Raw genomic sequence first — 26,416 nt, 5'->3', positions numbered from 1 at the left:
GGGTCCTCTTGGGTGGTGACTCTGAGCGACAGGTTTTCGACCGGTCAGACCGGCAGCACAGGCTTCGTCTCGACGCCGAGATGACGCAGAAGTTCGGAGCGAACCTCGCCGAACCGGCGATCGCCATGATCGCGTGGCGTTGGGATATCGATTGCGATGTCGGCGACGATCCCGCCCTTGTCGAGAACCAAAACCCGGTCCGCCAGCGTCACGGCTTCGTCAACGTCATGGGTGACCAATAGGACCGCCGGTTGGTGACGGGCACAAAGCTGACGCAGCAGATCGTGCATGCGCAGGCGGGTCAGCGCGTCGAGTGCGCCGAACGGCTCATCCGCTAGCAGCAGTTCGGGATCACGGACCAGCGAGCGCGCCACTGCCACCCGCTGCTGCTCGCCACCAGAGAGCTCGACCGGCCAAGCGTTCTCACGGCCGCCCAGGCCAACTTCTTCGAGAGCAGCCCGCCCGCGTTTGGCGGCGTCCGGCAGGTCGAGACCAAGAATCACATTCTCCAGCACTCGTTTCCATGGCAACAGTCGGGCATCCTGGAACACCACCGATTTCTTATCGGGCGTTTCGAGCCGGCCGGACCCGGATACTTTGTCATCGAGATCCGCGAGGGCGCGCAGCAACGTACTCTTGCCCGATCCGCTACGGCCGAGAAGGGCGACGAACTCCCCCTTGTCGATGTCGAGGCTGAGCCCATCGAGAATGGTTCGCGGCCCGAAGCTTCTGATAAGGCTCTCGACCCGCACGACGGTTGCGCCGCTCAATCCGCCAAGGTGCGACGCCATGACAGCGACCTTTCCTGGAAGAAGCTGACGATGCCGTCTGAGGCGAGACCGAGCAGCGCGTAGAGGACGAGGCCGACGATGACGATGTCGGTCTGGCCGTAGTTGCGTGCGAGATCGATCATATAGCCGATGCCGCTCGTGGCATTGACCTGTTCGACCACCACCAGGGACAGCCAAGCATAAGTCACCGCGAAACGCAGGCCCAGGAAGAAGCCGGGCAGGGCGCCTGGCAGGATAACCTCGCGGATGAATTCGCCATAGCCCATTCGCAGGGTCTGAGCCAGTTCGACATAACGGCTGTCTATGCTGCGCAAGCTGCTGTGGGTCTGGATATAGATCGGGATCAGGACAGCCAGCGCGATCGTCGTCACTTTCATGCCCTCGCCGATGCCGAACCATAGCATCAGCAACGGGATCAGGGCGAGCGTCGGGATCGCCCGCTTGATCTGAACAGGGCCGTCAATGATCGCCTCGCCAAGCCGGGACAACCCTGAAATGAGGGCAAGCACGGTCCCGATCAGGACGCCGAACACCAGCCCCCTGCGCTGCCCGCCAGGCAGACGTCATCAGATGACCCTGAAGCTTGCCTTCTGCGATAAGATCGACGGCGGTGCCGACAACCGACCAAGGCGCCGGCAGCGTTCTTGGATCGATCAGGCCCGCGACACTGCCGATGGACCAGACCACAAGAAGAAGTGCGGGCCCAATCAGCGCGCCAAACGGGATCGCACGCCCAAGCGCCAGGCGACGCCTCGTCCCTGTCTTGCGGGGCTTTACGGCGGGCGGGATCAAGGCCCTTTCATCAGATGCATACCCGATGGTGGGCGCAACCGCGGCGGGGTGTGAGAATGCGTTCATCTGCGTCGTCTCCAGTCTTTAGAAACGGGCGTCATGACGCGTTCAGCGCATTTGTGGCGATCTTCTCGAAGCGCCTGTCGAAAAGATCCTCAGCCTTGATCGGGGGCCTGTTCAGTTCCCGGGCCAGGAGATCGATCGTTGCCTGCTGGCGCGCGATCACGTCGTTCCAGTCGGGCGGGATGTCGAACTGGCCGTCGGCATTGACGAGATACTGGCCATCTTCGCTGTCGAGCCCCTGCGTGGCGACGTAGTAGCCTTCGATCCACTCTTTCGGATGCTCCTCCACCCATCGGGTCGCAAGTGCCCAGTAGCGCACATACTCGCCGAGAGCGGCAGCTTTGGCCGGGTCGTCCAGCACCGACTGCGGGGCATAGAGATGGGCTGGATCGTCGCGCAAGCCGTGCGGAATGGTGGTAGCGCCGTCGGCACCATACTGGTGCAGATAGTGCTTGATGAGGACGCCCCAGATCGGTGCGACATCGACTTGCTTGCTGGCGAGTGCCACCGGATAGGCATCGCCGTTGCTGGGCAGCTCGATGAGATTGACATCCTCCTTTTTCAGGCCGGCGGCCTGCAGCACCCTCAGCACCAGCGCGCCCTGCGCCTGGCCGGGGCTGAAAGCAATCCGCTTGCCGCGCAAGTCCGCAAGCGTCCTGACCTCGACGCCGGGTGCAATGCCGAGTTGATAAATCGGGTGCGCAACCGGATCCTTGCGGAACTTCGCGGCAATGATCTTGACCTTGAGCCCGGTCCAGGTCGCGTGGATGGGCGGAATGTCGGCGACCGATCCAACGTCCAGCGCATTGGCGCGAAAAGCTTCGATTGTTTGTGGACCACCGCTGATATTGGCCCATTCGACCTTGAACGGCAGTTGGTCGATCAGACTCGAGAGTTCCAGCGCCCTTTGCGTCTCGGGATCGCCGATGCGAAGCACGGTGCCCTCCGGGATTTCGGTCGGCAGTTTAACCGCGTCCGAACTACCCGCCTGAGCCCCGAAAGGCGAGGAAGAAGCGACCAAGGTCACCGCAAAAGCGGCCACGAGGGCGCCAAACCTTCTTCTCGAAAATCTCTCCACAGCTACCATCCTCGTCTTGCTCCAATTTGGAAACGGCTTTCTACTTTCTCTGTTTATTATGTCTATCAATTTTGTAGACGATAAAGAATCGGATGCTGTTCTTTGCCGCCGGAGGGAAACGCTGTTCGCCTCCGATGCCCATTTGGGGGCATGCGTCGCCCGACAAAGGCGGGGAGGGCCTCCGCGGCAATCACTGAGTTCGAGCGGCAGCAGGGAGTGCCGTCGACTACGCGCGTTCGCAGCTGGACGAGGAGATGAACGCCGCGCGGTGTCCATTGCATCTGTTGTTTCTTGGCGAAACGCTTGGCGATCACCTGATTGACAGTTGACCCGACGAAGGCGGTCGAAACCACCTCTCCATAGCGGTGCCGCTCTGCGAAGTTCGGGATCAGATCGGCGTTGTTGTCGATGTAGCGGCTGAATCCGACGGATACCGGCGCAGCTTGCGCACCTCTGGCGGCGGATCGGCGATGAGATCAAACCCGTCGGTGAAGTCCTCAACGAGGATGAGCGCCCGACCGACATTGCCGTGCCAAAGCTGGTGTTTCACGCTTTCGAGAGTCGCGACGGCCGCGGGCGCTGCAGCGGTGAGCGGCGGTGGCCGGCCGCGCGCCATCTGTTGGAGCACTGTGATGCGCATGGCAATGTGGAAATAGTCGAGAACGTGCTCCGCGTTGGAGCGCATGTAACATTGGAGGTCTCGCAGATTGCAGGCGCCATCCGACATGAAGGTCACCTCCTGGTTCATCACGATGCCCTGATTGACCAACAGCTCGTGTAAACGGCGCTTTGGCCTTTCGTCGTGCCTGGCTACAAAGCCCCAAAGCGCCGCGCCGGCCCATCCTCGGGCACGGATTTGCCGACGAACACCTCGAAATTGGTCGGTCTTTTGGTCCAACTGCGCACGTAGCCGCCACCGATGCCGATTGTCACGGACGGTCCGGGGATCGGCATCTTGTTCCATTCGGCCTGGCATCCGCTCGCGAACGTCGCCTGCTTGGGGCCGAGTTCGGCCTCGAGACACTCGGCGAGCCGACGAGACCCCCAGCTTTTTCATGCGCCCGGGCTGCTTCGGACAGAACACGTCTGACGCCAGATCAATAGCCTTGCATTAAGCAGCATTGGGAATAGAAATTTCCGCCTCCATGAAGGTCACAGCATTCCCACTCAGGAAAACACGATCTTTAGTCAATTCGCAGACGAGCCAACCCCCACGGGCTGACGCCTGATAAGCTAGGAGCTTGTCGCAATCCAACCGCTTCGCCCAATAGGGGACAAGTGTGGCATGGATCGACCCCGTAACCGGGTCTTCGGGTATACCTGCACCTGGCGCGAAGTAGCGGGACACGAAATGTGCCTTCGCGCTCTCGGCCTCCTGCCCCGTCACAACCAGGCCTACAGGGCCGAAGAGCGCAATCGCAGCGAGGTCGGGAACGAAGTTGCGTACAGCATCCGCACTGCCAAGATCGGCAAAGATGTTCTCGAAGTTGCGAAAGATGTGGACTGGCGGAGTTTCAAAAGCACCTGCGATTTCCTCCGGCAGCGCGTCCAAAGTTTCTGGCGCCAGGCGAGGAATATCCAGTCGGTATCCATGCTGGGCCCTCGAGACCCGGAGTTCACCAACGTGTGTGTGAAAGACAAGTGGCGCGTCGGCCTTGGCATAGGTCAGCAATACATGTGCAGTTGCAAGGGTAGCGTGACCGCAGAAATCGACCTCATGGGCGGGCGCAAACCAACGTAAATCCCATTCTCCATCGGGCCGGGCTTTGGCAAAGGCTGTTTCAGCCAGGTTATTTTCCCGTGCGATTGCAAGCATCAGGTCGTCGAAAGCCAGCCCTCCAGGATAAGAACGGCGGCGGGTTTCCTGAGAAAAGCCGGTCGGTGAAAGCATCGACTTGATACATGCGCATGGGCTACTCCTTGCTTCATTGGCAGACCTAATGTGATGACCGAACTTCCGCCCGAAAGCTGCCCAAAGCCGCCTTCAGCCGGAACGATGCAAATGGACCAAAGAGCTACGCATTTTGCTCAACCTGCTGCCGTCTTGGTCTCACATCTCACAGATAGTCCAATTGCAAACACTGCGTTGCCGGAACTGCTATCGGCTCTGAAGCGCGGCCATTCCGAAGGCGTGAATTGCTCGCGACAAGCAATTCACAGCGCATTCGAAATTGCGTTCGACCGCCGTCAGGCCTGAGCGAACGTTTCATCGAGGGCGCTTTTGATGTCTGCGATGAGGTCCTCTGGATCTTCAAGACCGATCGAGAGCCGCAGATGCCCGTACTTCTGGAAGTTGGGCGGATAGCGATCCGAGCCGCCGCGGCCGCTGCCGCCCACGTGCACGATCAGGCTCTCGTCGTGACCGAGCGAGACCGCCGAGGTAATTACCTTCAGATTTGCAACAAACCGATTTTGAGTGTCGGGATCGCCTTCGACCGCGAAGGCCATCATCGCGCCATAGCCCTTGCCGGCGAACTGCTTTTTCGCCACCTGATGCTGGTCATGACTTTCAAGGCCCGGGTAGGTGACATAGGCAACACGCTTGTCGGCAACGAGAGACTGGGCGACAAGCTCTGCGGTCGAGAACTGCTGCCTGAGCCGAAGCGGCAAAGTGACCGAGCCGCGCATGATCAGCCAGGCGTTGAAGGGGGAGATCGTTCCTCCCAGATCGACCATGGCATCGGCCTTGATATGGTGGATGAGCTCCTTCGAGCCGACGACCACGCCGCCCATCGCATCACCATGGCCGTTGATGTACTTGGTCAGCGAATGGCTGACGAGATCTGCTCCGAGCGCCAGCGGCCGGAAAAAGGGTGGAGGGGTGAAGGTTGAGTCCACGCTCAACAGAGCGCCGGCTTGCCTGGCGATCGAGACGAGGGTTGCGATATCGGCGACCTTCGTGGTGGGATTTGCGATCGTTTCGGTATGGATCAGCTTGGTGTTCGGCCGCACGGCGGCTCTTACGGCGTCCATGTCGCCCATGTCGACGAAGGTTGCCTCGATCTGGTAGCGCTGCGGCAGGAGTTCTGCAAAGAGGCGCCAGACGGCCTCGTAGGTGACATCGCCGACGATGACGTGGTCGCCAGTCTTCAGGAAGGTGAAGAACACGGCATGGAGAGCCGCAATGCCGGTCGCGAAAACGGCGGCATCTTCGCCGCCCTCGAGTGCCGCCAGCTTGCGCTGCAGGCCGATCTGGTTGTGGCCGGAATTGCGCGTGTAGGAGGGGGTTTCGGTGTCGGACCAGTCCATGGTGGATGGGTCGTGGGGGAGGAGATACGAATTGGCCATGACGATCGGTGTGCGAATAGCACCGGACGTCTTGTCGATCTCGTTGCCACCATGGACCGAAAGGGTGTTGAAGGCGAGCGTCGACAATTCGTGCTTGTCTGGTCTGGACATTGATTAACCTCGTTGTTGGCTTGATCGTTTAGATGCCGTGTCGCCGCTGAACAGGCACGGCGTTTTCCATCTTCTGAAAACTTGAGTGATTACGAAGGTTTCCCAAAGCTTTTGTGAACGTCCTTCCCGAGCAGGGCAGGGGTGGATGTCTCGGTTCGCATGATGGCCTCATTGAGTTTGGCGGCTGCCTGCTACCGCAGGCACAGCTCCGCCATTGCCGCGTTTCCGCAGCAAAAACATTTCGCGACGAGTCAGGGGAAGATGCTGTTGCAAACAACCGCTCATGCGGCGCTCGGAGCGTCGCAAGTCGTCTGACTGATTTTTTCTGTGTCTGGTTGGTCGCTGGCTAATTAGCCGACGACAACCTTGTGTTTGTATATCTCACATCCCGGCGCCAGATCTCTTAGGCCGCCAGCCAGCATGTTGCCCGCCTCGTCGAGCGCCTCCTCAGGCATCGTTGCCAAGCTCTCCAAAATGAACCACATCCGACCTCCAACAATCTCCAGCCGGGTGCGTGTGCCCTGTCGCCAATTCCACCGGCGGCATGTGACGCCCACGTCATCTCGCCAAATAACCTCTCCCCTGGCGGGATTCTCAATGATTGCCTCTCCGTTCATGACTGTGTCGAAGTCTTCGGTGCCGTCTGCGACCGACAACCTTGGCTTGCCTGAATAGGCGTCAAAATTTTCGCCACCCACTGGAATGGCAAAGCGAAGGCTCACGGCGTTGTAGAGGTCGACAACCGGATTGATCGACGGGACATACCCGTCTTTCTCCACCCGCTTCCTCAAAGCTTGAGCAGAACACGGTGTCCGATTTGGTTTCGCTCCGAAGCGGCTATAGGCTTCAGCCCAACTGGCCATATGCGCGTTTCCCCACTCTGGCCCACCGGAGGATACGAAATCGCAGGCACCTAGCAGAATGTCGGGGTCAAATTTTCCCTTCGTGGCTTTGCTGGAATCGACAAAGATGCTGATTGCTCGGAAATCTGGGGCGATTCCGGCTATCTCCTTGTCGACTATCGGAAAATCTATCATGTCCCTCTGGCTCTCACTGACCATGTTAGTGTATAATATCGACCATGGATCGCAAAGTCAATATATCGACCGAATCGGGTGCCAATGTCGAACGCGTCAACGCATCGGTGTCCCAAAACCTCAGGAATTTCAGGCGACAAAGTGCCCTGACACTCGATGAGCTCTCTCGAAGATCGGGCGTAAGCAAAGGAATGCTCGTCGAAATCGAGAAGGGAACGGCCAATCCGAGCATCGCCATTCTTTGCAGAACCGCGACCGCCCTTGGTGTTTCCGTTGCTGACTTCGTGAATGTGGCGCCAAGCGTGCCAGCCCGAATTGTGCAGCCGCATGATGCCTCGACCTTATGGCGAGGTCCTCATGGGGGAAGTGCCACGCTGCTTGTGGGAACCCATGGTCCTGACATGATCGAGCTTTGGAGATGGATAATGTTTCCTGGCGAAACGTTTGAATCGCCCGGGCACTCCCCCGGCACGCTGGAGCTTATTAATGTGGAAACGGGTGAGCTGACGCTGAGGCTGGCCGACACGGATCTTGTGATCGAATCTGGCGCTTCGTTGCTGGCGCGAACGGAGGACAAGCACGCTTATCTCAATTGCGGGACTGAGGAGCTTCGCTTCATCATGTCTGTGGCGGAACTGCAGCGAACCCGCCTGCGCATTGAGGTCTGAAAGTCAGCCTGCTCGTTGGCGGCAGAAGAGCAGTGCTGAAAGGCTACTTGCACCGGGATGAACCCGCAGTTGCTCAGATGCAGCAACGGGTGCTGAAACGAAGACGAAGATGAAGGATCTCCGCAACCTGCCGCTTCCAACGCTTAGAACGTTCAAAGCCGCCGCGCGACAACAAAGCCTGCAGACACCACTAGCCAAGCGAACTGATCAACCCGTCGGCAGCGGTCTCGCTTCTTTCCTGCTGCTCCCGTCTGGAAGGGCCGGCAAGCCCCATTAGCAGGCCGAGCATATGGCTACCGAGCAGCCGATCGATGAATTGGACGGCAAGTTCGCGTCGGCGCTCCGCACTGAGCGCGCTGGTTTCCTGCTTAAGTCCGAGCGTGAACGCAAGCATGCCTTCAAGATTACCCACGAGGCTGGTATGCGCCATCCCTGCCAAACCGGGAAAGCGTGTGGCCTCGGCGATAACAGTACGCATGAGGGCTATAGTGTCTGGGTCCGTCAAACGGGTCTGCGCTGTCATCCCCGCCCAGATCAAGACGTCTCTTAGCGGCTTCTCCAGAAGGGCCGCCCACTCTGCCTGCTCGGCTTCGTCGTCAGGATCGCAGGCATTGGAGATGACGGCCGAGAACAGCTCGTCCTTGCTCTCTGCATGCCGGTAGAGCGTCATGATAGAGACGTTCGCCGTCTTGGCGATGCTTTCCATGCTCGTCCCCTCGTAGCCAGTGTCGAGGAATGATGCCTTTGCGGCCGCCAGGATGTCGGCACGCTTTCTCGCCATCAACTTCGCTTTGGGATGGTCGGGAGACCAGGATTTCATGAGGCTTGACTCCGATATGATAGTCAATCATATCATTTGAACGATACTGAACCTTATCGTATCTCTGGGTCAAAATACACGAAGGTGCCGACATATGAAAGCTGCCCGTCTCAAAGCCTATGGGGACATTGATCAGTTCGTCATCGATGACGTTCCCATGCCCAAACCGGAAGCCGGCGAGGTGCTGATCAAGATCGAAGCCTCCGCGGTCAATCATTTCGACCTGATTATCCGCCAGGGCTACATGGCCCAATACATCCCTTTGGAACTTCCCGCGGTGTTGGGCGGTGATGCTGCCGGTACCGTTGTCGAGGTCGGCGCGGGCGTGACCGGAATCGTGATCGGCGATCGGGTGATTGCCGACTTCGCGGCGAACGGCAGGGGCGCCCATGCCGAATACGGAGTTGTTCCTGTCACCGCTGTCGCCAAACTTCCTGCCAATCTCACATTCGAACAAGGTGCTGCCCTACCGAAAGCCGGTCTCACGGGACGACAATCCGTGGATGCCCTTGGCGTCACGGCGGGCGACCGCGTCCTGATTTCGGGAGGCATCGGCGCGGTCGGACGCGCCGCAATCCAATATCTCCAGGAGATTGGGGCAAAGCCGGTGGCCGGCGTCCGTCCCGATCAGCTCGAAGAGGCGCGCCAACTGGCTGGCGAGGCGCTCGATATCACCCAGCCGCCGGCTGCCGCGACATTCGACTATGCGATCAGCGCTGCGGCACCCGCCGCGAGCAACCTCATCCGACACGTGCGAGACGGTGGTCAGATTGCCAGCATCGTTCCCGTGCCGGAAGACGGCAATGTTCGCGATCGCGTGACAATCTATGAACTCTACCATCGCGCGGACGCGGCTACGCTGGCCGCAGTGGCTGACGCCGCGTCCCGGGGTCTATTGACCATCCCGGTCGCAAAGACCTTCCCCCTGGATCAAATCGGCGCCGCCCAGAACGCCGTCTCCGCCGGCGCCGGGGGCAAAGTCGTGCTGAACCATTGAACGTCCATAGCGTGGTGTCCAGCCACACAGAGCGATGTTTCTGCTGAACCTCCAAATCAGGTCATAGCCGCCATGTCTGTTTCTCAAGCTCACACTGCCTCACGCTCGTCCTCTCGTCCGTGGCACATCGGGCTGTGGGTCGCCCAGATCGCACTCTTCATCCTGTTCGGCATGCCGGGCATCATGAAGACATTCATGGCCCCGTCGGCTCTTGCGCCGATGGGTATTGTCTGGGCAACCGACGTCCCCATCTGGTTGCTGCGCTTCATCGGACTGTGCGAGCTGGCCGGCGCACTCGGCATGATTCTTCCGGCGGCGACGCGCATCCTGCCGTTCCTGACGCCCCTGGCCGCGCTCGGATTTGTCACCATTCAAGTGCTGGCCATAGGCTTCCATGCATTTCGAGGCGAAACCGGTCACACCCTGCCGATGAACATCATCTTCCTGGCGCTATCGCTGTTCGTCCTTTGGGGCCGCACGCGCAAGGCACCGATTGCCAGCCGCTGATGCAGCGGTTCCAGGTCTTCCGGCGCAGGCACACTTCAGCATGCCAGCCTGAGTGAACAGAACTGCGGAAATTGATTGCCAAAAACCCGGAAGGACAAATGCGTATTCAACGGGTCTATTCGGCCATTGAGGCGGACATTGGCGTAGCCAAAGCATTTTACACCAGGGTCTTTGGTCGTCGTCCGGACCATGGCCCGATTGAAAATCTCATTCGGCGACGCGATACAGCCGGCGCGCACATCCAGATTCTCCAGAACGAGGAAAACACTGGGTCGAGCGCGTGTACCGTCGTGGTGTCTAAGGAGGACTAAGCGCGTGCTTCACCTTTGGATGCGCCACCAGCACTTGAAGTCGATGCCGACATCGCATTAGCACATTGAAGCTTGACCGTTAGCTGTCAGGACAACAGCAGCCTGATATTGGGACGATCTCATCCCAGCATCTTAGTCTCGACAACACGCAGCCGACACAACCTAGGTCTGGCTATCCTTGTTTGCTCGCATTGATCATTGCCTCGCCGAGCAAAACATCGCCTTGGGCCTTGAGCCCCAGTCCGGCTCCGCGCCTGTCGGGTATGCTGTCATCTTGCCCAAGTTTCGACTTGCCAATCAGCTTCGTGATTTCGATCTCCAGCCCGACGATAGCCTTCACAATATCATCAATATAATGCTTGGGAGCATGGGTCATTTTCCACGGCGCTTCCCGCTTTGCCTCGTGAAAGCGCGTCAAGCGAGCGACCATGCCGCGGACATAACGCTCGTCATCGCGGATCCTTACTTTGCCCTCGGCATGAGCGACCATGTAGTTCCATGTGGGTACCTGTTGCCCCGTCTCATGCTTGCTTGGGTACCAGCTTGGTGTGACGTAGGCATCCGCAGCGCGGAACACCACAAGCACCCCATCGCCATCGGCAACATCTTGCCAGACACGGTTCGCCCGAGCGACGTGGCAATGAAGGGTGCCCAACAGACCCTGACTGGAGTCAAGGAGGAAGGGAATATGATTTGCGTCCATCCCTTCCTTGCTACAGGTAAACAGGATGCCGAGAGGATGTTCCTCAATCAGTTTATGAAGGACGTCCACCCTTGGTTCGTTGAAATGCAATGGTAGATACATAGTTGCGTCCATGATCCCCTGTTAAGGAAGCGACTTGAGATACCGGATGGTGCGTCCCGGACTGACCGCTTGCGCTGCATGCACAATGGCATTCGAATCCAGTCCGCGGTGGCGATAGAGGTCTGAAATCGTGCCCGTCTGGCCAAAATGCTCGACCCCAAGCGCCTTGACGCGATGCCCGTTCACGCCGCCGATCCAGGCGAGTGTCGCCGGATGGCCGTCAATGACCGTGACGATCCCGCAGTCGCGCGACAACGGTGCCAGCAGACGCTCGATATGGCTCATGGCGTCGGTCGTACCACGCTGGCGGGCACGCTCGGCGGCCTGCCAGCCGGCGTTCAGCCTGTCCGCCGAGGTGATCGCCAGCAGACCCACATCGCGCCGGTCTTCCGCCAGCAGTCCAGTCGCGGCAATCGCTTCCGGAGCGACGACGCCCTGGTAGGCGATGATCACGCTGGCATTCGGCCCGGGTGGGCGCAGCCAGTAGGCGCCGTTTACGATATTCTGCGCCAGATCGGATTCCATGGCGCGCCGAGGCTGCTCAACCGGCCGGGTGGAGAGGCGCAGATAGACCGATCCGCCCGTCTGATCGCGCAGCCATGTAATTTCATCAGGATCACCGTCGCCGTTGCGTTGCATGTAATCGAAGGCGAAATGCATCATCACTGCGAGTTCATCGACGAAGGCCGGCTCAAAGGCACAAAGCCCGTCCTGCGCCATCCCGATCAGCGGCGTGCCGATCGACTGATGCGCCCCGCCCTCGGGGGCCAGCGTCACACCGGATGGCGTGGCGACCAGGAGAAAGCGCGCGTCTTGGTAGCAGGCGTAGTTCAGCTGATCGGCCGCGCGATAGATAAAGGGATCATACACGGTCCCGATCGGCAGCAGGCGCACACCATTGATGGAATGCGATAGCCCCAGCGCGCCCAGCATGATCATGAGATTGGACTCGGCAATGCCCAGTTCGAGGTGCTGGCCCTTGGGCCCGAATTCCCAACTATATGTCGAGGGAATGCGCTCGGCCTTGAATATGTCGGCCATGCTTTCACGAGCAAAGAGCCCGCGCCGATTGACCCACGGACCGAGATTGGTCGACACCGTGACGTCCGGCGAGGTGGTAACGATACGCTCGGAGAGCAGGCTATTGCTGCGCGCGATCTCGTTCAAAATCTGGCCGAAGCCCATCTGGGTCGACACCGCTTTGTCCCCCTGCACCGGAGCGGGGAGCGCCTCGGGAACCGGAACTGCTGGCGCAGTGAGCCGCCGACGGCCCTCACTGAAGAAGGGAGCTTGGGCGATGAAGGCGTCAAGCTCCGCTGCAGGCATTGTCGCGGCTGCCCATTTATTCCATTCGTCGCCGGGCCGTACGCCCATCTGCTGGCGGAAGCCGTCCATCTGGCCAGTCGTCATCTGGCCGGAGTGGTTGTCCTTGTGACCGGCCAGCGGGAGACCATAGCCCTTGATTGTGTAACAGATGAAGCAGACGGGCCGGTCGTGCCGCGAGGCCGCTTCGAACGCGTCGAGCAGGCTCGGCAGGTCGTGACCGCCCAGATTGACCATGAGCGCTTGCAACTCGTCGTCGGAACGGCGTTCGATCAGTTCGGTGACAGACCCCTGATCGCCGATCTCGTCGAGCAAACGCTTTCGCCAGGCCGCCCCGCCCTGAAAGGTGAGCGCCGAATAGAGTTGGTTGGGGCAGCGCTCGATCCACTCACGCAGCTTCTCCCCACCGGGTTCGGCAAAGGCGGCCCGTTGCAGCGATCCATGGCGCAGGATCACCACGTCCCAGCCGAAGTTCTTGAAGATCTGCTCGAACCGCTGCCAGAGTCCTTCGCGGATGACCGCGTCGAGCGACTGACGGTTGTAGTCGACGACCCACCAGCAGTTCCGCAACCCATGCTTCCAGCCCTCGATCAGGGCCTCATAGATGTTGCCCTCGTCCATCTCGGCGTCGCCGATCAGACTGACCATGCGCCCCTCGGGTCGCCCTTTCATCCAGCCATGGGCAGACACATAATCCTGCACCAGGGAGGAGAAGAGCGTTTGAGCAACCCCAAGCCCCACCGACCCGGTGGAGAAATCGACATCGTCCACGTCTTTGGTCCGCGAGGGGTAGCTCTGGGCACCCTTGTAGCCACGGAAGTCTTCGAGTTTCTCACGGCTCTGATTGCCGGCCAGGTACTGGATGGCGTGGAAGACCGGCGCCGCATGAGGCTTGACCGCCACCCGATCCTGCGGGCGAAGCACGGAGCAGTAGAGTGCGGTCATGATCGTGCTGAGAGAGGCGGAGGAGGCCTGGTGGCCACCGACTTTGATCTCATCGCTCTCGCGCACATGGTTGGCATGGTGGATCGTCCAGGCTGCGAGCCAGGAGGTGCATCGCTCTATCTCATTCAGACAGTCTATTTTCGACGTCATCCGGTTCCCCGAGACTATTCGTTGCGCCGGAGCATCCGGCCAGGTGCGATCTTCACAAATCGAGCCTCAGCACACCGGTCGCGCGTGATACGCACGGGATGAACCGATGAGCGCGGGCCTCCTTGGACAAGACGGCATCCTGATGGATTGGTCGGCCTTCCAGCATGCCGCATTCGCAGGTCCCGCATACTCCGTTCTCGCAGGAAGCCATCAGCAGCACGCCGGCGGTGCGCAGTGCCGCAAGAGCCGAGGTATCAGCCGCGACAGGAACCACGGTCCCGTCCCGGAGCTCGATTGTAAAGGGTTCCGGTGGCACGCCGTCGCGCTCCGGTGGTTGAAAGGCCTCGAAGTGTACGGTGCCGTCCGGCCAATGCGCGGCCGCCCGACCCACAGCCGCCATGAAGCCAGGTGGCCCACAATAGTATAGCTGCGCATCGGCGGAGCGCTTCGACAGCAAGGACTCAAGGTCCTGTCTGGTCTCCGGCTCGTCATCGAAATGTAGCCCGACATTGCTGGCATCGAGAGCCTGTTCGGTAACCGACAACAGAGGCGTGAGTGCCCGGCTGCGGGTGAAGTAATGCAACTCGTACGGCTTGCCCAACCGCTCCATGACGCGCGCCATTGCCACGATCGGGGTGATCCCGATACCTCCCGCCAGCAGCATAGTCGGGCCTTGGCCGACTTCGAGCGGAAAATGATTGCGCGGAGCAGAAACCGGCAGTGTCGATCCAACGGCCACTGTCTCATGAATCCAGGCTGAGCCGCCGCGCCCCGCCTGCTCACGCTTCACCGCGATGGTGTAGTGGCTCAGATCCGTCGGGTCACCGCAGAGCGAATACTGGCGCACTTTCCCATCGGGCAAATGAACGTCGACGTGGGAGCCCGGTTCGAAGGGTGGCAGCAGAGATTTGCGCGGGTGCTTCACATCGATGACCAGAACGTCGCCTGGCTCCTTGCGAGCGGCGACTACAGTCAGTTTCATGATGATACGGGGCGATGCCATGCCGGTTCACTCGTCAATTGGAAGAATCGGATCACCGGGGCGGATCGTGCCGCCGACCTCGATCGCGCAGTTCAGCCCAGAGCGGTTCAAAAGCCCTTCGTAGAGACCGGGAATGCCGAGCAGTTGCTCGATGTATTTGCAGGGAAAATTCATCCGCGCCCCCCGCAGGATGGTCTCCCCGACCCGGAAACGTTTGCCGACGAGATGGCCAAGCGGAACCCCTCGCGTGGTCAGGTTGCGTCGGTGGTCCGCCGGTTCGAGCTTTGCCCTGAGACCGGGAATCCTGGGTTCGCCACGCGCGATAGCCTCCAGGACCTCGACTTCGATCAGCGTCACCTCGCGAACGTCTGGTTTGGGAGAATATGTCCCCGTTCCCAGATAGTACCGGTCCCCGATGATGCCGCGTCCGGCAATGAGCTGCGCCTCCGTCAGCTCCTCCATTTCGTAGGATGCGGCGGGAGCTACGTGGATGTGCAATAGCTTTCCCTGCCAGATCATGTATCGCCCTCGAAAATTGTGGCTTCACCATCGAGTGAGCACTGGAATCTCGATGAAGTAACGGCTTAGCGTTTTCCATCCGCCTTTCAGCGAAGCCACACCTCGATCCTATCAAGGACCTGCCATGAGACTGGTGTGATCAACAGCGCCAGTTGCGTTACGTTCAGCCAGTCCAGTGCTGCTTTGTCGTGCTGGCGGCGCGTGCCTCAATCATCGACCGATCTCCGGACCGAACGATAGTGCCGCCCCCGGCAGCGATCGGAAACCTCACGGTTGTAGCTGTTTTACGGCCTTCCGCAGTAGCCGAACACCATTGTCGATCTGCCGTGGGCTCAAGGCCGAATAGCCCATGACCAACCCGACTCGATCGGCGCGGCTTTGGTTTTCTTGCCGATTGTAAAGCGGCGAAACCGGGTGCAAGCCCAAGCCTGCGAGTCGAGCCGTTTCGATCAGCGGCGCTTCTAGCGGGTGCGGCAGGTCGTTGAACCACACAACGACATGCAATCCGGCGTCGACGCCTTCGATTGCGATTCGGTTCCCGAAGTTTCGCTGCAATGCGCTCAGCAGTGTCTTGCGGCGTTCGCCGTTCAGCCTGCGCACACGGCGCACATGGCTTTCATACGAACCGCTCTCGATCAGAGAGGCCAGGGCCTCCTGCTCGGCTACGGGAGAGTGCCGGTCCACCAATTGTTTGGCCGTAGCGAAGGCCTCCCGCAGATCGAGGGGGACCACGAGATACCCGATGCGTAGCATCGGCGAGAGCGTCTTGGAAATCGTCCCGAGGTAGATGACGTTGCTGCCGCCATCCAACCGGTGCAGCGGAGGGACCGGATTGATGTCGTAGCGATACTCGCTGTCATAGTCGTCCTCGATCACATACGCGTCCTCGTGACGCGCCCACTCCAGAAGCTGATGCCGGCGCGCGATTGGCATGACACCGCCCAGGGGAAACTGATGCGAGGGCGTGACGTATGCCAGCCGTGCTTCGACTTCTGCCAGCAACGCAGTCTTCATCCCATCTGCGTCGACATCGACCGGCACGGGCGTCGCACCTGTGCTGGCAAAGACCTGACGCGCCATTCTGTAGCATGGGTCCTCTATTACGAAGCGATCGGCGGGATCGAGCAGCAGGCGTGCAGCTAGATCCAGGCCCTGCTGCGAACCATTGACGACAATGATCTGCTCAATGTTGCAGCTGACGGTTCGGGCGCGCCAGAGATACCCCTGCAGGGCCTGGCGCAAGCGGCGTGAACCGCGAGGATCGTCATAGGCAAGCCGCGCAGGGCGTTGCGCCATCGCTGCGTTCATGGCGCGTTTCCAGATCAGTGTCGGAAAATCGGACGGCGCCAGGTCACCATATCGGAAATCAACCTTCAACGCGTTCGGCAAATAGTCCGGCCAGGGTGGGCTGGTTCGCAGCCGTTCGCCATAGGCGGACAGGCGAACCGAGACGACCCGTTTCGGCGAGGCGCTGCTGGAGTTGTGGTCGAGCACGGATGATGCAACGCGGGGACGTGCGCCTTGCTGGACTTCGATGAAGCCTTCCGCGGCCAGTTGCTCATAGGCAATAGTGACTGTCGTTCGCGAAACGCCAACTTCGTTTGCAAGACCTCGTGAGGACGGCAACTGACTGCCGGTCTCGTAGACACCACCAAGGATCTGGTCTCGAAGCGCCTCGTAGATCTGGCGCGAGCCCATCCCGTGCGAACGGCCCGCTGAGCCGGAATTGGGGGACTGGACCATTTCATTCATCGCCAACTGGACATTCCATATACGCCACTTTGAGCACATTCTGCCTGAAATCCAAGGGGGACACTCAAGGCCGATGACCCGCACCACAGATCAAGCAAAAATGGATGCGGGCGGGCGGTCGTCGGACGATGCCGGCCTCGGTTTCGCCACCAGGGCGATCCATCACGGCTATGACCCAGCCTGTTTCTCCAATGCCGTTCAGACACCGGTCTTCCTGAACTCGACCTACGGCTTCGAAAGTGTGGCGGCGAACGAGGCGGCCGCAGCACTTGGCGGCAGGCTTTACGCTCGCGAATACAATCCGACGACGGAAATTCTCGAGACAAGGCTCGCCAATCTGGAAGGGGCCCAGGCGGGCCTGGTCGTGGCCTCCGGGATGGCGGCTTTTAGCGCGTTGACCCTGTCGCTCCTGTCGCAAGGCGATGAGCTTGTCGTCCACAAGACCCTCTATGCAAACACGCTTGGCATGGTCGAGCAGGCGTTCCCTCGGTTCGGCATCAAGGTTGTTGCGGTCGATCTCGCTGATCCCGGCAGCCTGGATGAAGCAATCACTGACAGGACCCGTCTTGTCTTCTTTGAGACCCCGGTGAACCCGCTGAGCCGCATCCTCGACATCGGGGCAATCGCCGAGCGCGCCCATGCGCGTGGCGTGAAGGTCGCGGTCGACAGCACCTTCGCCTCGCCCGCGCTCCAACGACCGCTTGAACACGGAGCCGACATCGTCCTCCACTCGCTGACCAAGTACATCAACGGTCATGGGGATGCCCTCGGTGGCGCGATCCTCGGTGACGCACAGACACTCCACACACTGCACGAGACTGGCCTGCGCTACATCACGGGCGCGGCGCTGTCGCCGTTGTCGGCGTTCCTGATCCTGCGTGGTCTGAAGACGCTTACGCTCAGAATGGAGCGGCACAGCGCCACCGCGCTTGCGATCGCGCAGGCGCTTCAGGCGCATCCCGCCGTGTCTTGGGTGAGCTACCCCTTTCTCGACTCGCATCCTGATCAGGCAATTGCTCGAAGGCAAATGTCACAAGGATCAGGTATGTTGGCTTTCGGTCTCCATGCCGGGTTCGAAGGCGCGCGCCGGATGATGGATCGGCTTGGGCTGGTCACCCGGGCTGTCAGTCTCGGTGATGCTGACAGCCTCATCTACCATCCGGCAAGCCTGACACGGGCTCGCAAGAGTATACGCAAGGACGCGCATCTTGCCGATGGCGTTGGAGAGGACCTCATGCGTCTTTCGGTCGGCCTGGAAGATGCCGACGACTTGATTGCCGATCTGAGGCAGGCGCTGGACGTGCTCTGATGAGCCCAGTTCCGCATCGATTTCAACACTGACACGGTCATGCAGAAATCTGGAGCAATGCAATGGCGATCCTGAGCGGGCTTTCCGCTTTCCCTGTCACGCCAACTGACCGGGACGGTCGTGTCGATGCCACGGGGCTGCGCAAGCTGGTTGCCAGGCTTTGCGCAGCGCAAGTCGATTCCATCGGCCTGCTCGGCAGCACCGGCAGCTACATGTATCTGACGCGCGAGGAGCGACGTCGGGCCATCGCCGAGACGCTCGGCGAAACCGCAGGGCAAACGCCCGTCGTCGTCGGCGTGGGCGCGCTGCGCACCGATGAGGCAGTGAAGCTCGCGCAGGACGCCAAGGCTATCGGCGCTACAGCGGGATTGCTTGCGGCTGTCTCTTACGCGCCGCTCACCGACGACGAGGTGTTCGAACATTTCTCGACCGTGGCGCGCGAAAGCGGACTGCCGATTGTCATTTACGACAATCCAGGCACCACGCACTTCCACTTCACCGCGGCACTTGTCTGTCGTCTCGCGGAGGTGCCGGGGATCGTCGCGATCAAGAATCCAACCGATGGCGCCGACCCGATCAACAGTCATCTGGCTGAGCAGAGGCGCATCTTTCCGGAGGAATTCTCGATCGGCTACAGTGGCGACCGGAACTGCTGCGAAGCCATGATCGCCGGAGCCGACACATGGTACAGCGTCCTCGGCGGCATCTTGCCCGAACCCTGTCTGAAAATCGTCAGGGCAGCGCAGCGCGGAGACGCCGAGGAAGCACGCAGACTGGACCGCAGACTGATGCCTCTGTGGGATCTCTTCAAGAAATTCTCCAGCCTTCGCGTCGTCTATGCGCTCGCCGAATTGCTGGACATTTGTTCCACCGAACCCCCACACCCGATCCTGCCGGTCTCTGCTGCGGCAAAGCGCGAGATCGCCGAGGTATTGCAAAATCTACCCTCTGGCTCCGGTTGGTGAACCGTGTGACGCTTGATCAACGAAAGGATTTGTCATGTATATCCCTGCGCATTTCAATGAGCCAAACCGAGACGTTCTTTACGACATGATCGAGAACAATGTGCTTGGTGTTTTGATCACCCACGGAGCAAGCGGCCTCGACGCCAATCACATCCCTTTCGAACTTGACCGATCGCAGGGAGAATACGGGACCCTTCGTTGCCATGTCGCTCGTAACAATCCGGTCTGGCAGGATGTGGCGACAGGCGATGACGTGCTCGTGGTGTTCCGCGCGGCGGACGCATACATCTCGCCACAGTGGTATCCGAGCAAGCAGGAGTTCCACAAGCAGGTTCCGACCTGGAACTACCTGGTGGCGCATGCGCACGGACGGATCACCATCCACGATGACGAGCGTTACGTCCGTCGCAATGTCGCCAAGCTGACCCATAGACACGAGGGGAGGCAGCCTGTCCCATGGAAGATGGGTGATGCGCCCCGGGAATTCATTGATGCGATGGTCAAGGCAATCGTTGGGCTGGAGATCGAAGTGACCCGCCTTGTCGGCAAGGTCAAGCTCAGCCAAAACAAGGAACTCCGCGACATCCGAAACGCTGGCGAAATTCTGAACGCCCAAGGCGACCACCAGATCGGTGAGGCGATGCTTGCAGCCGCCGCCCGAAAGTCGGAACAAGGCTGACGGCCACGCCAAGCTCACAACGAATATTGACGAGGCATACCAATTCCAAACCCGGCCGACGTTGACGGGAAGAAACACTGAACTTGCAATCCAGACTCCGCAAAGGTGACGCGCCATGCCTCGCAAAGCTTACAACCTCAACAGTGCCGCTAGTGTCGGCCCGTATTCTCATGCTGTTGAAGCCAACGGTTTCATCCATCTTTCCGGTCAGACGCCGCTTGACACTATAACTGGCAAATTGATCGAAGGTGATATTAGCGCGCAGACCGCCCAGTGTTTCGGCAATCTATTTGCTGTGCTGGCTGAAACCGGACTCACTGCCGATGATGTCGTTACATGCTCGGTCTATTTGACCGACATGAAGGATTTCCCGGCGATGAATGCAGTCTACGAACGCCAATTCTCGAAGCCTTTTCCGGCTCGGACAACCATCGGAGTAGCCTCCCTTCCACTTGGAGCCAAGGTCGAAATCGGCTTGATTGCTGCCCGCCGCTAAGAGAACTCCCGGCTGTCGTTGGCAGGTCGTAGCCAGCCTGCGATCGTTCATTGCACGCGAAGTGGTTGGTCACTCCTCTTCAGACCGAGGCCCTCGGGATTCAGCCGGATTTTATTTACCACACCACCGGCACGGGAGTTGACCCACGTCGATTTGGGGCGAAGGTGATCGGAAATCGGCGGGTCGATCATCTTCTGCGGCTCATGCCGCCGGGCAGGCCGCTGTCGTCGACGATCCAGCGGCCCCTACGGCCGCGACCTCGACAAGCAGCAAAATCGGATCGAACGCTTCTTCAGCAGGCGCGAAACCGATAAAGCGTGCCATCGATTGCTGACGCCTCAGCGCTTGCTCCATTTCTGCCGATGCTCTTCGGGTCAGAGCCATTCATCTGCAGTCAGAATGCGCGTCGGAGCGCTTCTACGTGCCAATGGCGATGATGCGCCGCGTTCCCCCCTCTGTTTTTCGGATGGGTTGGAGCCGGTTCCGCAGACAGCGCGAACCGGGAAGGGCGGAGCGCGGCCCGAGAGGGAGAGGGGAGGAACGTTTGCAGCGGGTTGGAGGTTCGCAGAGAAGCTCCGGCCGGCCCGCCACGGAGAAACGACATGCCAAAGGCCATTCAGAAGATCACCCTCGACCGATCGGAGGACATTTTCTTCGACAAGCTCGAACTCTCGCAGAAGAACGTTCGCAACATCAAGGTGGGCGTCTCGATCGAGGATCCCGCCAACCACATCGCCCTTCGGGGACTGCTCATGAGCCTGAATGTAGGCCGATCCTTGGCGAGAACGCCCGGCAGCGAGGAACCACCGATGCGATGAGCCACATCAAGCGTCTGTTGGCGCCGTTGTCGCTGGACTGCGGGATCGTCACGGTAATTGACGGCCACCCTGCAACACTCGCCTGTGTGGCGTCTATGGGCACCGCGTCAAAGGCGTTGGGGGTTGAGCATTTCGGGCAGACGGGACGATCGCGGACCTGTACCGGCATCATGGACTTGATACCAATGCGATCATCCTGCTCAAGCTGCAGCATAGGGCGCGATATTCGCTATTTGAGAGCGCTTCCTTAGAGCAGGAAAACCACTCGCCAGATCGCCGCATTTTTCAAAACATGGCGATCCGGCCAGTACACTTCCTTGCCCTGCTGCAAACAGCCTGTCTCCGTTGCTCAAGGTTTACTGGCCAACTCCCATTGAGCGACACATTCCTTCACCAGCCACTGTCCGGCTGGACCGAGCGCCTTTTCCTTCCTGTAGGCAATGACCAGTGGGAACGATGGCATCCAATCCGACCCTTCCCAACTTTCCGGTTTCAGTTCGACGAGGCGCCCGGTCGAAAGATCTTTCTCCACGCGCGAGCGGGGCATTGAACCCCAGCCTACACCAGCAAGAATGAGGTCGTATTTGGTCTGGAGATCGTTGACGCGCCATCGGTTGGCGGCAAGCACACCATAGTCCCGCCCACTGTCCATGTGGGGAGCGGGGCTGATAACCAATTGGGTGTGGTCCCGCAGTCGTGCAGCGCTGAATGGTCCTTCGATCCGGCCGAGCGCATGCCTGGGGGCTGCGACGGGTACGAGATCGATCCGGCCGCACACGCGGCGCTCGAACTCCTCCGGCTGACGTTCGGCAAGCAGTGCGAGATCGACCGTTCCATCACGCAGCGCTTTCGCCGCGGCATCGAAGGTTTCGGTCAGAAGACGGATTTCGACAAAGGGAAACTCCGCATTGAACGCGCTTAGGACGCGGCTTAAGAGATCCGGCGGCGCGTAGCTTACGACAGCCAGAGTAAGTTCTGCCTCCAGCCCCTTTGAAATCCCCTGGGCCTGGTGTCGCCAGTCCGCAACGTCGTCAAGGATGCGTCGCGCCCGCGGCAGCAGCGCCTTTCCCGCCTCGGTAGGCAGCGGACGATAGGCGGAGCGGTCGAAGAGGGGGAGCCCGCTCTGCTCCTCCAGTTTCTGAATAGTGTAGGTGATCGCCGATTGCGCTCTGTTCATACGCCGCGCAGCCGCAGCAAAACTGCCTTCCTCAACCGTAGTGACGAATACCAGAAACTGGTCAAGGGTCAGCGCATCCATAGCAATTCCAAGCGATTGAGCGGTTCCGCGACGCGCGAGATCAGCCAAACGACGACAACAATATCAGTTTTCTTGAACGAGATAAGCGAAATTATATCACTTACTTTGGTCATCTCCGTTTGTAAAATCAACAGCAAGCCACCTCATCGATGGCATGCCGCTTCCCGCCGGGCATCCGAAGGGGCTCTGGCTGCGCCTACCTACGGGTGGTTGTTCACGACCTCTTCCGGAGACATCAGATGTCACACAGCTCGACTCTTCTTTCAGCACCACCGGCCGCAAAATCTCTGCAGATCGGGCTTTGGATCGCTCAAGTGTTTATTTTTATCGCTTTTAGCGTATTCGGCTACATGAAGTTCTTCATGCCGATCGATCAGTTGGCGGCTATGTGGGTCTGGCCCGGAGAGGTCCCGCCCTGGTTCCTGCGGCTGATGGGTCTCATCGATATTGCGGGCGGCATCGGCATTCTCCTGCCTGCACTCACCCGCGTCCTGCCCCGACTAACGGTTCTGGCCGCCCTGGGGTGCGTACTGCTGCAGATCGCGGCCGTCATTTTCCATACCTCACGCGGTGAACTGTCGGCCTTGCCGCTGAACGCCATCCTGCTCCCCATCTGCCTGTTCATCCTATGGGGACGCGGAAAAAGGGCTCCCATTGCGCCGCGCGGATAGACGACGACAGCCGGGCGGGTACTGTGGTCTGGCCGCGCAAGGTGCTAGCCCGCTTGATGCACGGCGATCGGCTTTCGGCCGCCTGCATCGGCGATCTGGCCGCCCTCGGAGTGCATCAAGCGGGCTAAAGGGAAGACACCCGACGAGCTGGTCAAGGAAATTAAACTGCCGGAAAAGCTTGCGAAGCATCCTTATCTGCAAGAATTCTACGGTACTGTCGCATGGTCGGTGCGCGGGATCTACTCTCAGAATGCGGGCTGGTTTGACGGTAACCCAACCAAAATCTTTCCGATGACCGATATGAACGGGCGGAAAAGCTGGTCGCTTCGATCGGTGGTCGAGAGAAAATGTTGGAGAGTGCGGAAGCAGCGCTCGAGGTCGAAGAGTTCCAATGGGCGGCAGAACAGGCTGATTACCTACTCGCGCTTGGAGTGCACCCCAGAGTGAGACAAGGAAAATCGCGGACAGTTTCCGTGTTAAGCTATGCAGCTTTTTCCATCTGTCGCCCGCGTGAATGCTTCTGTTCGTATTCCTCTGGAGTGAGATATTCAAGCGCCGATGTGCCTGCGGGCATCATCTGCATCCCTATAAACGAGACCCTGCACCTCTTCCTGTTTCAGGGTTTTCATGAAGCTCTCCGCCTTCGCATTGTCGTAAGGATTTCCGACCCGGCTCATGCTCGCCTGGATGTCGTGAAGATGCAGAAGTTCGGAGTAGGCCCCGCAAGCGTTGAACTCCGCGGTCGGAATGATGGACGAGTACAAGGATGCCGCTGATCGAGATTGCCATTGCGTGCGGTTTCATCTCTGCATCTCATTTTTCCAAATGCTTCAAAAGCATTCATAAGATGACGCCCCAGCAATGCCGCTCGGAGGTGCCGGCCTGGATTGGGCCGGGCCTCGGCTAGCGGCCAAAGCAACGACCGATCCCCACGGGCTAAACCAAACGACCAGTCCGAGTTGTTGAATTTGATGGGACCGTCCTCAATGCCAATTGAGCTGGATTACGATTTGCTGCGCGGCTTTGTCGTGGTAGCCGAATTTGAGAACTTCACACGTGCGGCCACCGCGCTGAAGCTTGCCTAGCCGCCTGTCAGCAGGCGGGTTGTTGATTTCCACGGAGAACTGACGCGCCTCTCATTTATGTTTCGGTTCGGTGTTGACGGTCAAGGTTCTGGCTTTCTCCTTCGTTTTTTTAGGCTCGTGTTCGGAGCTGTTGTTGAAGCGGAAGCTGTCGTTTCCGGTTTCTAGAATGTGACAATGATGGGTCAGCCGGTGGAGAAGCGCGATCCTGCATTTTTCGCGTCGCAGAGCGCTATGAAATTGGGGCTCCCACACGTTGCGACGTGTTTTCGTTTCGGCCTGTGGGAGCCATCGAAAATTAAGTTGTACCATCCCCTATGATGCCCTGATCCTGCCATTGTCCATGGGCAAGTGGACTGAGGGAAATCTCCAACTTAACCTCTACACGAACAGAGAGGCTCGGCCCAATGAGCAGGGTGGTGCGCGCGGACGCGGCTGTAGTTTCGTCGGCCACGTTTGCTCCGCTGGAGAACCCCACTTTTCGTGTGATCTGGCTTGCCGCCCAGGTGTCCAGCCTGGGCTGGCTGCTGCAGACCGTCGCGGTCAGCTGGCTGATGGCAACCATCTCGACCTCGGACGTGATGGTCGCCCTGGTGCAGACCTCGACGACGCTGCCCGTATTCATTCTGTCGATTTTTGCCGGAGCCATTGCCGACAATTTCAGCCGTCGCAATGTGATGGCGCTTGGCTGGTGCGTGATAGCGTTGTCGTCGATAGCGCTGACTGCTCTTGTGGGGCTGCGATTTTACAATCCATGGATGATCCTCGCCTTCAGCTGCCTGGCCGGATGCGGCGCTGCCTTTACGGATCCGGCTTGGCACGCCTCGGTTGGCGACATCCTGCGAAAGCGAGAAGTTCCGGCCGCCGTCACGCTGATCTCCGTCGGCTACAATGCCATGCGAAGCATTGGTCCGGCGCTCGGCGGCGTCGTCGTTGCCTCGTTTGGACCGCTGACGGCTTTCGCCATCGCGACGCTGACCTATCTGACGATGCTGTGGGCCATAGGGCGCTGTAAATGGAGTGGTCGCTCTTCGCCTCTTCCCCGAGAGCCAATGACCACGGCCATTCATGATGGAGCGCGCTTCACGGCGCTGTCGGGAGAGATCAAGGCGGCAATCGCGCGCGGAACTCTGTTTGGCCTGACAAGCATCTCTATACTGGCGCTGCTGCCACTGGTCGCCCGCGATCAGCTGGGAGGAGGGCCGATCGCTTATGGCACCCTGATGGCCGGATTTGGGGCGGGCGCCTTATGCGCCGGCATCTCCAACAACGTGCTGAGACGCTCGCTGTCGCAGGAGCGATTGACGACGTTGGCGTGCATCGCCTGCGCGGCGTGCTGCCTGGCTCTTGCGTTTACTCCTTCACTGCTGGTGGCAACCATTGCGCTGACGCTTGGCGGTGCGGGCTGGGTCGTCACCTGGACGGGGCTTGACGTGAGCGTGCAATTGTCGAGCCCACGGTGGGTCGTTGGTCGCACGCTCTCGATCTACTCTGCCCTTTCCTCGGGCGGCATCGCGGCCGGCAGTTGGCTCTGGGGCGTGCTGGCTGAGAACTATTCGCTCAGCCTCGCGCTGGAATGCTCCGCTGGCGCTCTCCTGTTGGTTGCCGCCACCGGGTTCCTGCTGCCAATTCATCAATGGAAAGATTCTGACCAGGATTCCCTCGACTTCGAAACGCCAGAACTCGCCCTGGACCTGAAGTCGAGAAGCGGCCCGATCGTCGTCAAGATCGAGTACTCGATACCGGAGACCAATCTGGAAGCTTTCCTGGATCAGATGCGGGAACGACGCCGGGTTCAAAGCCGCGTCGGAGCCCGGCACTGGAACCTTCAGCGCGATCTGCAGGAGCCGCAGCATTGGACAGAGACATTCCGCACGCCGACCTGGATGGATTACCTTCGCCTGAACCATCGCCTCACAGCGGCGGACAAGGAGCTGGACCAGCGTCTCCTTGAATTGCATGTGGGAGAGCTTCCACCCCGCACCAAGCTTGCAATTGAGCGTCCGACCGGAGCGGCCCGCAAACGGGATCAGTCGACGAGTTTCTTTTTCCGACGGTGATCTCATGCGGGAGGCATTGGTGCATGAAAGCGGCATTGGACACGATCGGGTCTTTGATGTCGCCTCCTATGTCGGCCTTGCCAGGCAGCGAACGGAGTCCGGGCGTGCGCACGCGGTCATGCGATTGAGAACGAGGCAG

At 59.7% G+C, this 26,416-nt stretch carries 25 protein-coding genes and 4 pseudogenes; 12 read left to right on the top strand and 17 right to left on the bottom strand.

Annotated features, from left to right (window positions below):
• Positions 1-44: 44 nt before the first annotated feature.
• From CKW40_RS31635 to CKW40_RS31605, 7 genes and pseudogenes are all read right to left on the bottom strand, one after another.
• On the bottom strand, positions 45-791 hold the full coding sequence (locus CKW40_RS31635; RefSeq protein WP_095203679.1) for an ABC transporter ATP-binding protein: 747 nt from the start codon (positions 789-791) through the stop codon (positions 45-47).
• A pseudogene (locus CKW40_RS31630) lies at positions 767-1,649 on the bottom strand (ABC transporter permease). Before CKW40_RS31630 ends, CKW40_RS31635 begins: the two are co-directional and overlap by 25 nt.
• 31 nt (positions 1,650-1,680) lie before the next feature.
• A complete protein-coding gene (locus tag CKW40_RS31625; protein ID WP_095203678.1) occupies positions 1,681-2,733 on the bottom strand; it encodes an ABC transporter substrate-binding protein in 1,053 nt (350 codons plus the stop codon).
• 379 nt (positions 2,734-3,112) lie between these two features.
• Positions 3,113-3,688: a hypothetical protein gene (locus CKW40_RS31620; protein ID WP_143748401.1), complete on the bottom strand. Its 576-nt coding sequence runs from the start codon at positions 3,686-3,688 to the stop codon at positions 3,113-3,115.
• Between the two features lie 147 nt (positions 3,689-3,835).
• Complete coding sequence (locus tag CKW40_RS31615) at positions 3,836-4,615, bottom strand: PhzF family phenazine biosynthesis protein (RefSeq protein WP_244571364.1); 780 nt, start codon at positions 4,613-4,615, stop codon at positions 3,836-3,838.
• 296 nt (positions 4,616-4,911) lie between these two features.
• Positions 4,912-6,123, bottom strand: coding sequence for a trans-sulfuration enzyme family protein (locus CKW40_RS31610; protein WP_095203676.1), 1,212 nt, complete (start codon positions 6,121-6,123; stop codon positions 4,912-4,914).
• Between the two features lie 350 nt (positions 6,124-6,473).
• On the bottom strand, positions 6,474-7,160 hold the full coding sequence (locus tag CKW40_RS31605; protein WP_095203728.1) for a B3/B4 domain-containing protein: 687 nt from the start codon (positions 7,158-7,160) through the stop codon (positions 6,474-6,476).
• Positions 7,161-7,204: 44 nt separating this feature from the next.
• Between CKW40_RS31605 and CKW40_RS31600 the strand changes: the two genes are divergently transcribed.
• The gene (locus CKW40_RS31600) at positions 7,205-7,828 is read left to right on the top strand and encodes a helix-turn-helix domain-containing protein (protein WP_095203675.1); all 624 of its coding nucleotides are present in this window, start codon (positions 7,205-7,207) and stop codon (positions 7,826-7,828) included.
• A gap of 190 nt (positions 7,829-8,018) precedes the next feature.
• Here the strand turns inward: CKW40_RS31600 and CKW40_RS31595 are convergent, their stop codons facing one another.
• Positions 8,019-8,648 (bottom strand): TetR/AcrR family transcriptional regulator, encoded by a 630-nt coding sequence (locus CKW40_RS31595; RefSeq protein ID WP_095203674.1) that lies wholly within the window; start codon positions 8,646-8,648, stop codon positions 8,019-8,021.
• 94 nt (positions 8,649-8,742) lie between these two features.
• Between CKW40_RS31595 and CKW40_RS31590 the strand changes: the two genes are divergently transcribed.
• Entirely contained in the window at positions 8,743-9,645 is a 903-nt protein-coding gene (locus CKW40_RS31590; RefSeq protein ID WP_095203673.1) for an NADP-dependent oxidoreductase, read from the top strand.
• A gap of 72 nt (positions 9,646-9,717) precedes the next feature.
• Complete coding sequence (locus CKW40_RS31585; RefSeq protein WP_095203672.1) at positions 9,718-10,152, top strand: DoxX family protein; 435 nt, start codon at positions 9,718-9,720, stop codon at positions 10,150-10,152.
• Between the two features lie 483 nt (positions 10,153-10,635).
• Here CKW40_RS31585 and CKW40_RS31575 read toward each other — a convergent pair whose 3' ends face one another.
• The 5 genes from CKW40_RS31575 to pdxR all read right to left on the bottom strand — a co-directional run bounded on the left by CKW40_RS31575 (position 10,636) and on the right by pdxR (position 16,939).
• Positions 10,636-11,280 carry an FMN-binding negative transcriptional regulator gene (locus CKW40_RS31575; protein ID WP_342202955.1) on the bottom strand — a complete coding sequence of 215 codons (645 nt, stop codon included), beginning with the start codon at positions 11,278-11,280 and terminating at the stop codon, positions 10,636-10,638.
• A 9-nt stretch (positions 11,281-11,289) separates the two neighbouring features.
• Positions 11,290-13,686: a transketolase gene (locus tag CKW40_RS31570; protein WP_095203670.1), complete on the bottom strand. Its 2,397-nt coding sequence runs from the start codon at positions 13,684-13,686 to the stop codon at positions 11,290-11,292.
• Between the two features lie 52 nt (positions 13,687-13,738).
• Positions 13,739-14,689, bottom strand: coding sequence for a PDR/VanB family oxidoreductase (locus tag CKW40_RS31565; protein ID WP_095203669.1), 951 nt, complete (start codon positions 14,687-14,689; stop codon positions 13,739-13,741).
• Between the two features lie 6 nt (positions 14,690-14,695).
• Positions 14,696-15,187: an MOSC domain-containing protein gene (locus CKW40_RS31560; protein ID WP_095203668.1), complete on the bottom strand. Its 492-nt coding sequence runs from the start codon at positions 15,185-15,187 to the stop codon at positions 14,696-14,698.
• Positions 15,188-15,454: 267 nt separating this feature from the next.
• Complete coding sequence (gene pdxR / locus CKW40_RS31555; protein WP_244571372.1) at positions 15,455-16,939, bottom strand: MocR-like pyridoxine biosynthesis transcription factor PdxR; 1,485 nt, start codon at positions 16,937-16,939, stop codon at positions 15,455-15,457.
• A gap of 73 nt (positions 16,940-17,012) precedes the next feature.
• Between pdxR and CKW40_RS31550 the strand changes: the two genes are divergently transcribed.
• The 4 genes from CKW40_RS31550 (at position 17,013) to CKW40_RS31535 (ending at position 20,388) form a co-directional block, all read left to right on the top strand.
• On the top strand, positions 17,013-18,248 hold the full coding sequence (locus tag CKW40_RS31550; protein WP_095203667.1) for a trans-sulfuration enzyme family protein: 1,236 nt from the start codon (positions 17,013-17,015) through the stop codon (positions 18,246-18,248).
• Positions 18,249-18,310: 62 nt separating this feature from the next.
• Positions 18,311-19,213: a dihydrodipicolinate synthase family protein gene (locus CKW40_RS31545; RefSeq protein WP_095203666.1), complete on the top strand. Its 903-nt coding sequence runs from the start codon at positions 18,311-18,313 to the stop codon at positions 19,211-19,213.
• A gap of 34 nt (positions 19,214-19,247) precedes the next feature.
• The gene (locus CKW40_RS31540) at positions 19,248-19,892 is read left to right on the top strand and encodes an FMN-binding negative transcriptional regulator (RefSeq protein ID WP_095203665.1); all 645 of its coding nucleotides are present in this window, start codon (positions 19,248-19,250) and stop codon (positions 19,890-19,892) included.
• A 115-nt stretch (positions 19,893-20,007) separates the two neighbouring features.
• Positions 20,008-20,388 carry a RidA family protein gene (locus CKW40_RS31535; RefSeq protein ID WP_095203664.1) on the top strand — a complete coding sequence of 127 codons (381 nt, stop codon included), beginning with the start codon at positions 20,008-20,010 and terminating at the stop codon, positions 20,386-20,388.
• A gap of 201 nt (positions 20,389-20,589) precedes the next feature.
• On the opposite strand, the gene CKW40_RS44045 is transcribed toward CKW40_RS31535, so the two are convergent.
• The gene (locus CKW40_RS44045) at positions 20,590-20,742 is read right to left on the bottom strand and encodes a hypothetical protein (protein WP_179298189.1); all 153 of its coding nucleotides are present in this window, start codon (positions 20,740-20,742) and stop codon (positions 20,590-20,592) included.
• 248 nt (positions 20,743-20,990) lie between these two features.
• Between CKW40_RS44045 and CKW40_RS46015 the strand changes: the two genes are divergently transcribed.
• The gene (locus CKW40_RS46015; protein WP_439331016.1) at positions 20,991-21,206 is read left to right on the top strand and encodes a hypothetical protein; all 216 of its coding nucleotides are present in this window, start codon (positions 20,991-20,993) and stop codon (positions 21,204-21,206) included.
• 349 nt (positions 21,207-21,555) lie between these two features.
• Here the strand turns inward: CKW40_RS46015 and CKW40_RS31525 are convergent, their stop codons facing one another.
• Positions 21,556-22,464: a LysR family transcriptional regulator gene (locus CKW40_RS31525; RefSeq protein ID WP_095203663.1), complete on the bottom strand. Its 909-nt coding sequence runs from the start codon at positions 22,462-22,464 to the stop codon at positions 21,556-21,558.
• A gap of 239 nt (positions 22,465-22,703) precedes the next feature.
• Here CKW40_RS31525 and CKW40_RS31520 point away from each other — a divergent pair, with 239 nt between their 5' ends.
• Both CKW40_RS31520 and CKW40_RS44790 read left to right on the top strand, forming a co-directional pair.
• On the top strand, positions 22,704-23,135 hold the full coding sequence (locus tag CKW40_RS31520) for a DoxX family protein (protein WP_095203725.1): 432 nt from the start codon (positions 22,704-22,706) through the stop codon (positions 23,133-23,135).
• Between the two features lie 66 nt (positions 23,136-23,201).
• Positions 23,202-23,608, top strand: a pseudogene (locus CKW40_RS44790) (alkyl sulfatase dimerization domain-containing protein); the annotation flags it as partial.
• An 84-nt stretch (positions 23,609-23,692) separates the two neighbouring features.
• Here the strand turns inward: CKW40_RS44790 and CKW40_RS44035 are convergent.
• A pseudogene (locus CKW40_RS44035) lies at positions 23,693-23,894 on the bottom strand (integrase core domain-containing protein); the annotation flags it as partial.
• Positions 23,895-23,901: 7 nt separating this feature from the next.
• Here CKW40_RS44035 and CKW40_RS31505 point away from each other — a divergent pair.
• Positions 23,902-24,042 (top strand): AraC family transcriptional regulator, encoded by a 141-nt coding sequence (locus tag CKW40_RS31505; RefSeq protein ID WP_095203662.1) that lies wholly within the window; start codon positions 23,902-23,904, stop codon positions 24,040-24,042.
• 229 nt (positions 24,043-24,271) lie between these two features.
• On the opposite strand, the pseudogene CKW40_RS46010 reads toward CKW40_RS31505, so the two are convergent.
• Positions 24,272-24,436 (bottom strand): annotated as a pseudogene (locus CKW40_RS46010) (ATP-binding protein); the annotation flags it as partial.
• 188 nt (positions 24,437-24,624) lie between these two features.
• Between CKW40_RS46010 and CKW40_RS31495 the strand changes: the two are divergent.
• Positions 24,625-26,277: an MFS transporter gene (locus CKW40_RS31495; protein WP_095203661.1), complete on the top strand. Its 1,653-nt coding sequence runs from the start codon at positions 24,625-24,627 to the stop codon at positions 26,275-26,277.
• Positions 26,278-26,416 lie beyond the last annotated feature (139 nt).

The sequence above is a fragment of the Mesorhizobium carmichaelinearum genome, assembly GCF_900199455.1.
Lineage (GTDB): Bacteria > Pseudomonadota > Alphaproteobacteria > Rhizobiales > Rhizobiaceae > Mesorhizobium > Mesorhizobium carmichaelinearum.
This window is presented reverse-complemented; position numbering and strand designations above follow the sequence as displayed.

What these genes read in the sequence shown, in the direction of transcription:
- CKW40_RS31635 (WP_095203679.1), bottom strand. Translation starts at nt 791, where the DNA reads ATGGCGTCGCACCTTGGCGGATTGAGCGGCGCAACCGTCGTGCGGGTC.
- CKW40_RS31625 (WP_095203678.1), bottom strand. Translation starts at nt 2,733, where the DNA reads ATGGTAGCTGTGGAGAGATTTTCGAGAAGAAGGTTTGGCGCCCTCGTG.
- CKW40_RS31620 (WP_143748401.1), bottom strand. Translation starts at nt 3,688, where the DNA reads ATGGAACAAGATGCCGATCCCCGGACCGTCCGTGACAATCGGCATCGG.
- CKW40_RS31615 (WP_244571364.1), bottom strand. Translation starts at nt 4,615, where the DNA reads ATGCTTTCACCGACCGGCTTTTCTCAGGAAACCCGCCGCCGTTCTTAT.
- CKW40_RS31610 (WP_095203676.1), bottom strand. Translation starts at nt 6,123, where the DNA reads ATGTCCAGACCAGACAAGCACGAATTGTCGACGCTCGCCTTCAACACC.
- CKW40_RS31605 (WP_095203728.1), bottom strand. Translation starts at nt 7,160, where the DNA reads ATGATAGATTTTCCGATAGTCGACAAGGAGATAGCCGGAATCGCCCCA.
- CKW40_RS31600 (WP_095203675.1), top strand. Translation starts at nt 7,205, where the DNA reads ATGGATCGCAAAGTCAATATATCGACCGAATCGGGTGCCAATGTCGAA.
- CKW40_RS31595 (WP_095203674.1), bottom strand. Translation starts at nt 8,648, where the DNA reads ATGAAATCCTGGTCTCCCGACCATCCCAAAGCGAAGTTGATGGCGAGA.
- CKW40_RS31590 (WP_095203673.1), top strand. Translation starts at nt 8,743, where the DNA reads ATGAAAGCTGCCCGTCTCAAAGCCTATGGGGACATTGATCAGTTCGTC.
- CKW40_RS31585 (WP_095203672.1), top strand. Translation starts at nt 9,718, where the DNA reads ATGTCTGTTTCTCAAGCTCACACTGCCTCACGCTCGTCCTCTCGTCCG.
- CKW40_RS31575 (WP_342202955.1), bottom strand. Translation starts at nt 11,280, where the DNA reads ATGGACGCAACTATGTATCTACCATTGCATTTCAACGAACCAAGGGTG.
- CKW40_RS31570 (WP_095203670.1), bottom strand. Translation starts at nt 13,686, where the DNA reads ATGACGTCGAAAATAGACTGTCTGAATGAGATAGAGCGATGCACCTCC.
- CKW40_RS31565 (WP_095203669.1), bottom strand. Translation starts at nt 14,689, where the DNA reads ATGGCATCGCCCCGTATCATCATGAAACTGACTGTAGTCGCCGCTCGC.
- CKW40_RS31560 (WP_095203668.1), bottom strand. Translation starts at nt 15,187, where the DNA reads ATGATCTGGCAGGGAAAGCTATTGCACATCCACGTAGCTCCCGCCGCA.
- pdxR (WP_244571372.1), bottom strand. Translation starts at nt 16,939, where the DNA reads ATGAATGAAATGGTCCAGTCCCCCAATTCCGGCTCAGCGGGCCGTTCG.
- CKW40_RS31550 (WP_095203667.1), top strand. Translation starts at nt 17,013, where the DNA reads ATGACCCGCACCACAGATCAAGCAAAAATGGATGCGGGCGGGCGGTCG.
- CKW40_RS31545 (WP_095203666.1), top strand. Translation starts at nt 18,311, where the DNA reads ATGGCGATCCTGAGCGGGCTTTCCGCTTTCCCTGTCACGCCAACTGAC.
- CKW40_RS31540 (WP_095203665.1), top strand. Translation starts at nt 19,248, where the DNA reads ATGTATATCCCTGCGCATTTCAATGAGCCAAACCGAGACGTTCTTTAC.
- CKW40_RS31535 (WP_095203664.1), top strand. Translation starts at nt 20,008, where the DNA reads ATGCCTCGCAAAGCTTACAACCTCAACAGTGCCGCTAGTGTCGGCCCG.
- CKW40_RS44045 (WP_179298189.1), bottom strand. Translation starts at nt 20,742, where the DNA reads ATGGAGCAAGCGCTGAGGCGTCAGCAATCGATGGCACGCTTTATCGGT.
- CKW40_RS46015 (WP_439331016.1), top strand. Translation starts at nt 20,991, where the DNA reads ATGCCAAAGGCCATTCAGAAGATCACCCTCGACCGATCGGAGGACATT.
- CKW40_RS31525 (WP_095203663.1), bottom strand. Translation starts at nt 22,464, where the DNA reads ATGGATGCGCTGACCCTTGACCAGTTTCTGGTATTCGTCACTACGGTT.
- CKW40_RS31520 (WP_095203725.1), top strand. Translation starts at nt 22,704, where the DNA reads ATGTCACACAGCTCGACTCTTCTTTCAGCACCACCGGCCGCAAAATCT.
- CKW40_RS31505 (WP_095203662.1), top strand. Translation starts at nt 23,902, where the DNA reads ATGCCGCTGATCGAGATTGCCATTGCGTGCGGTTTCATCTCTGCATCT.
- CKW40_RS31495 (WP_095203661.1), top strand. Translation starts at nt 24,625, where the DNA reads ATGAGCAGGGTGGTGCGCGCGGACGCGGCTGTAGTTTCGTCGGCCACG.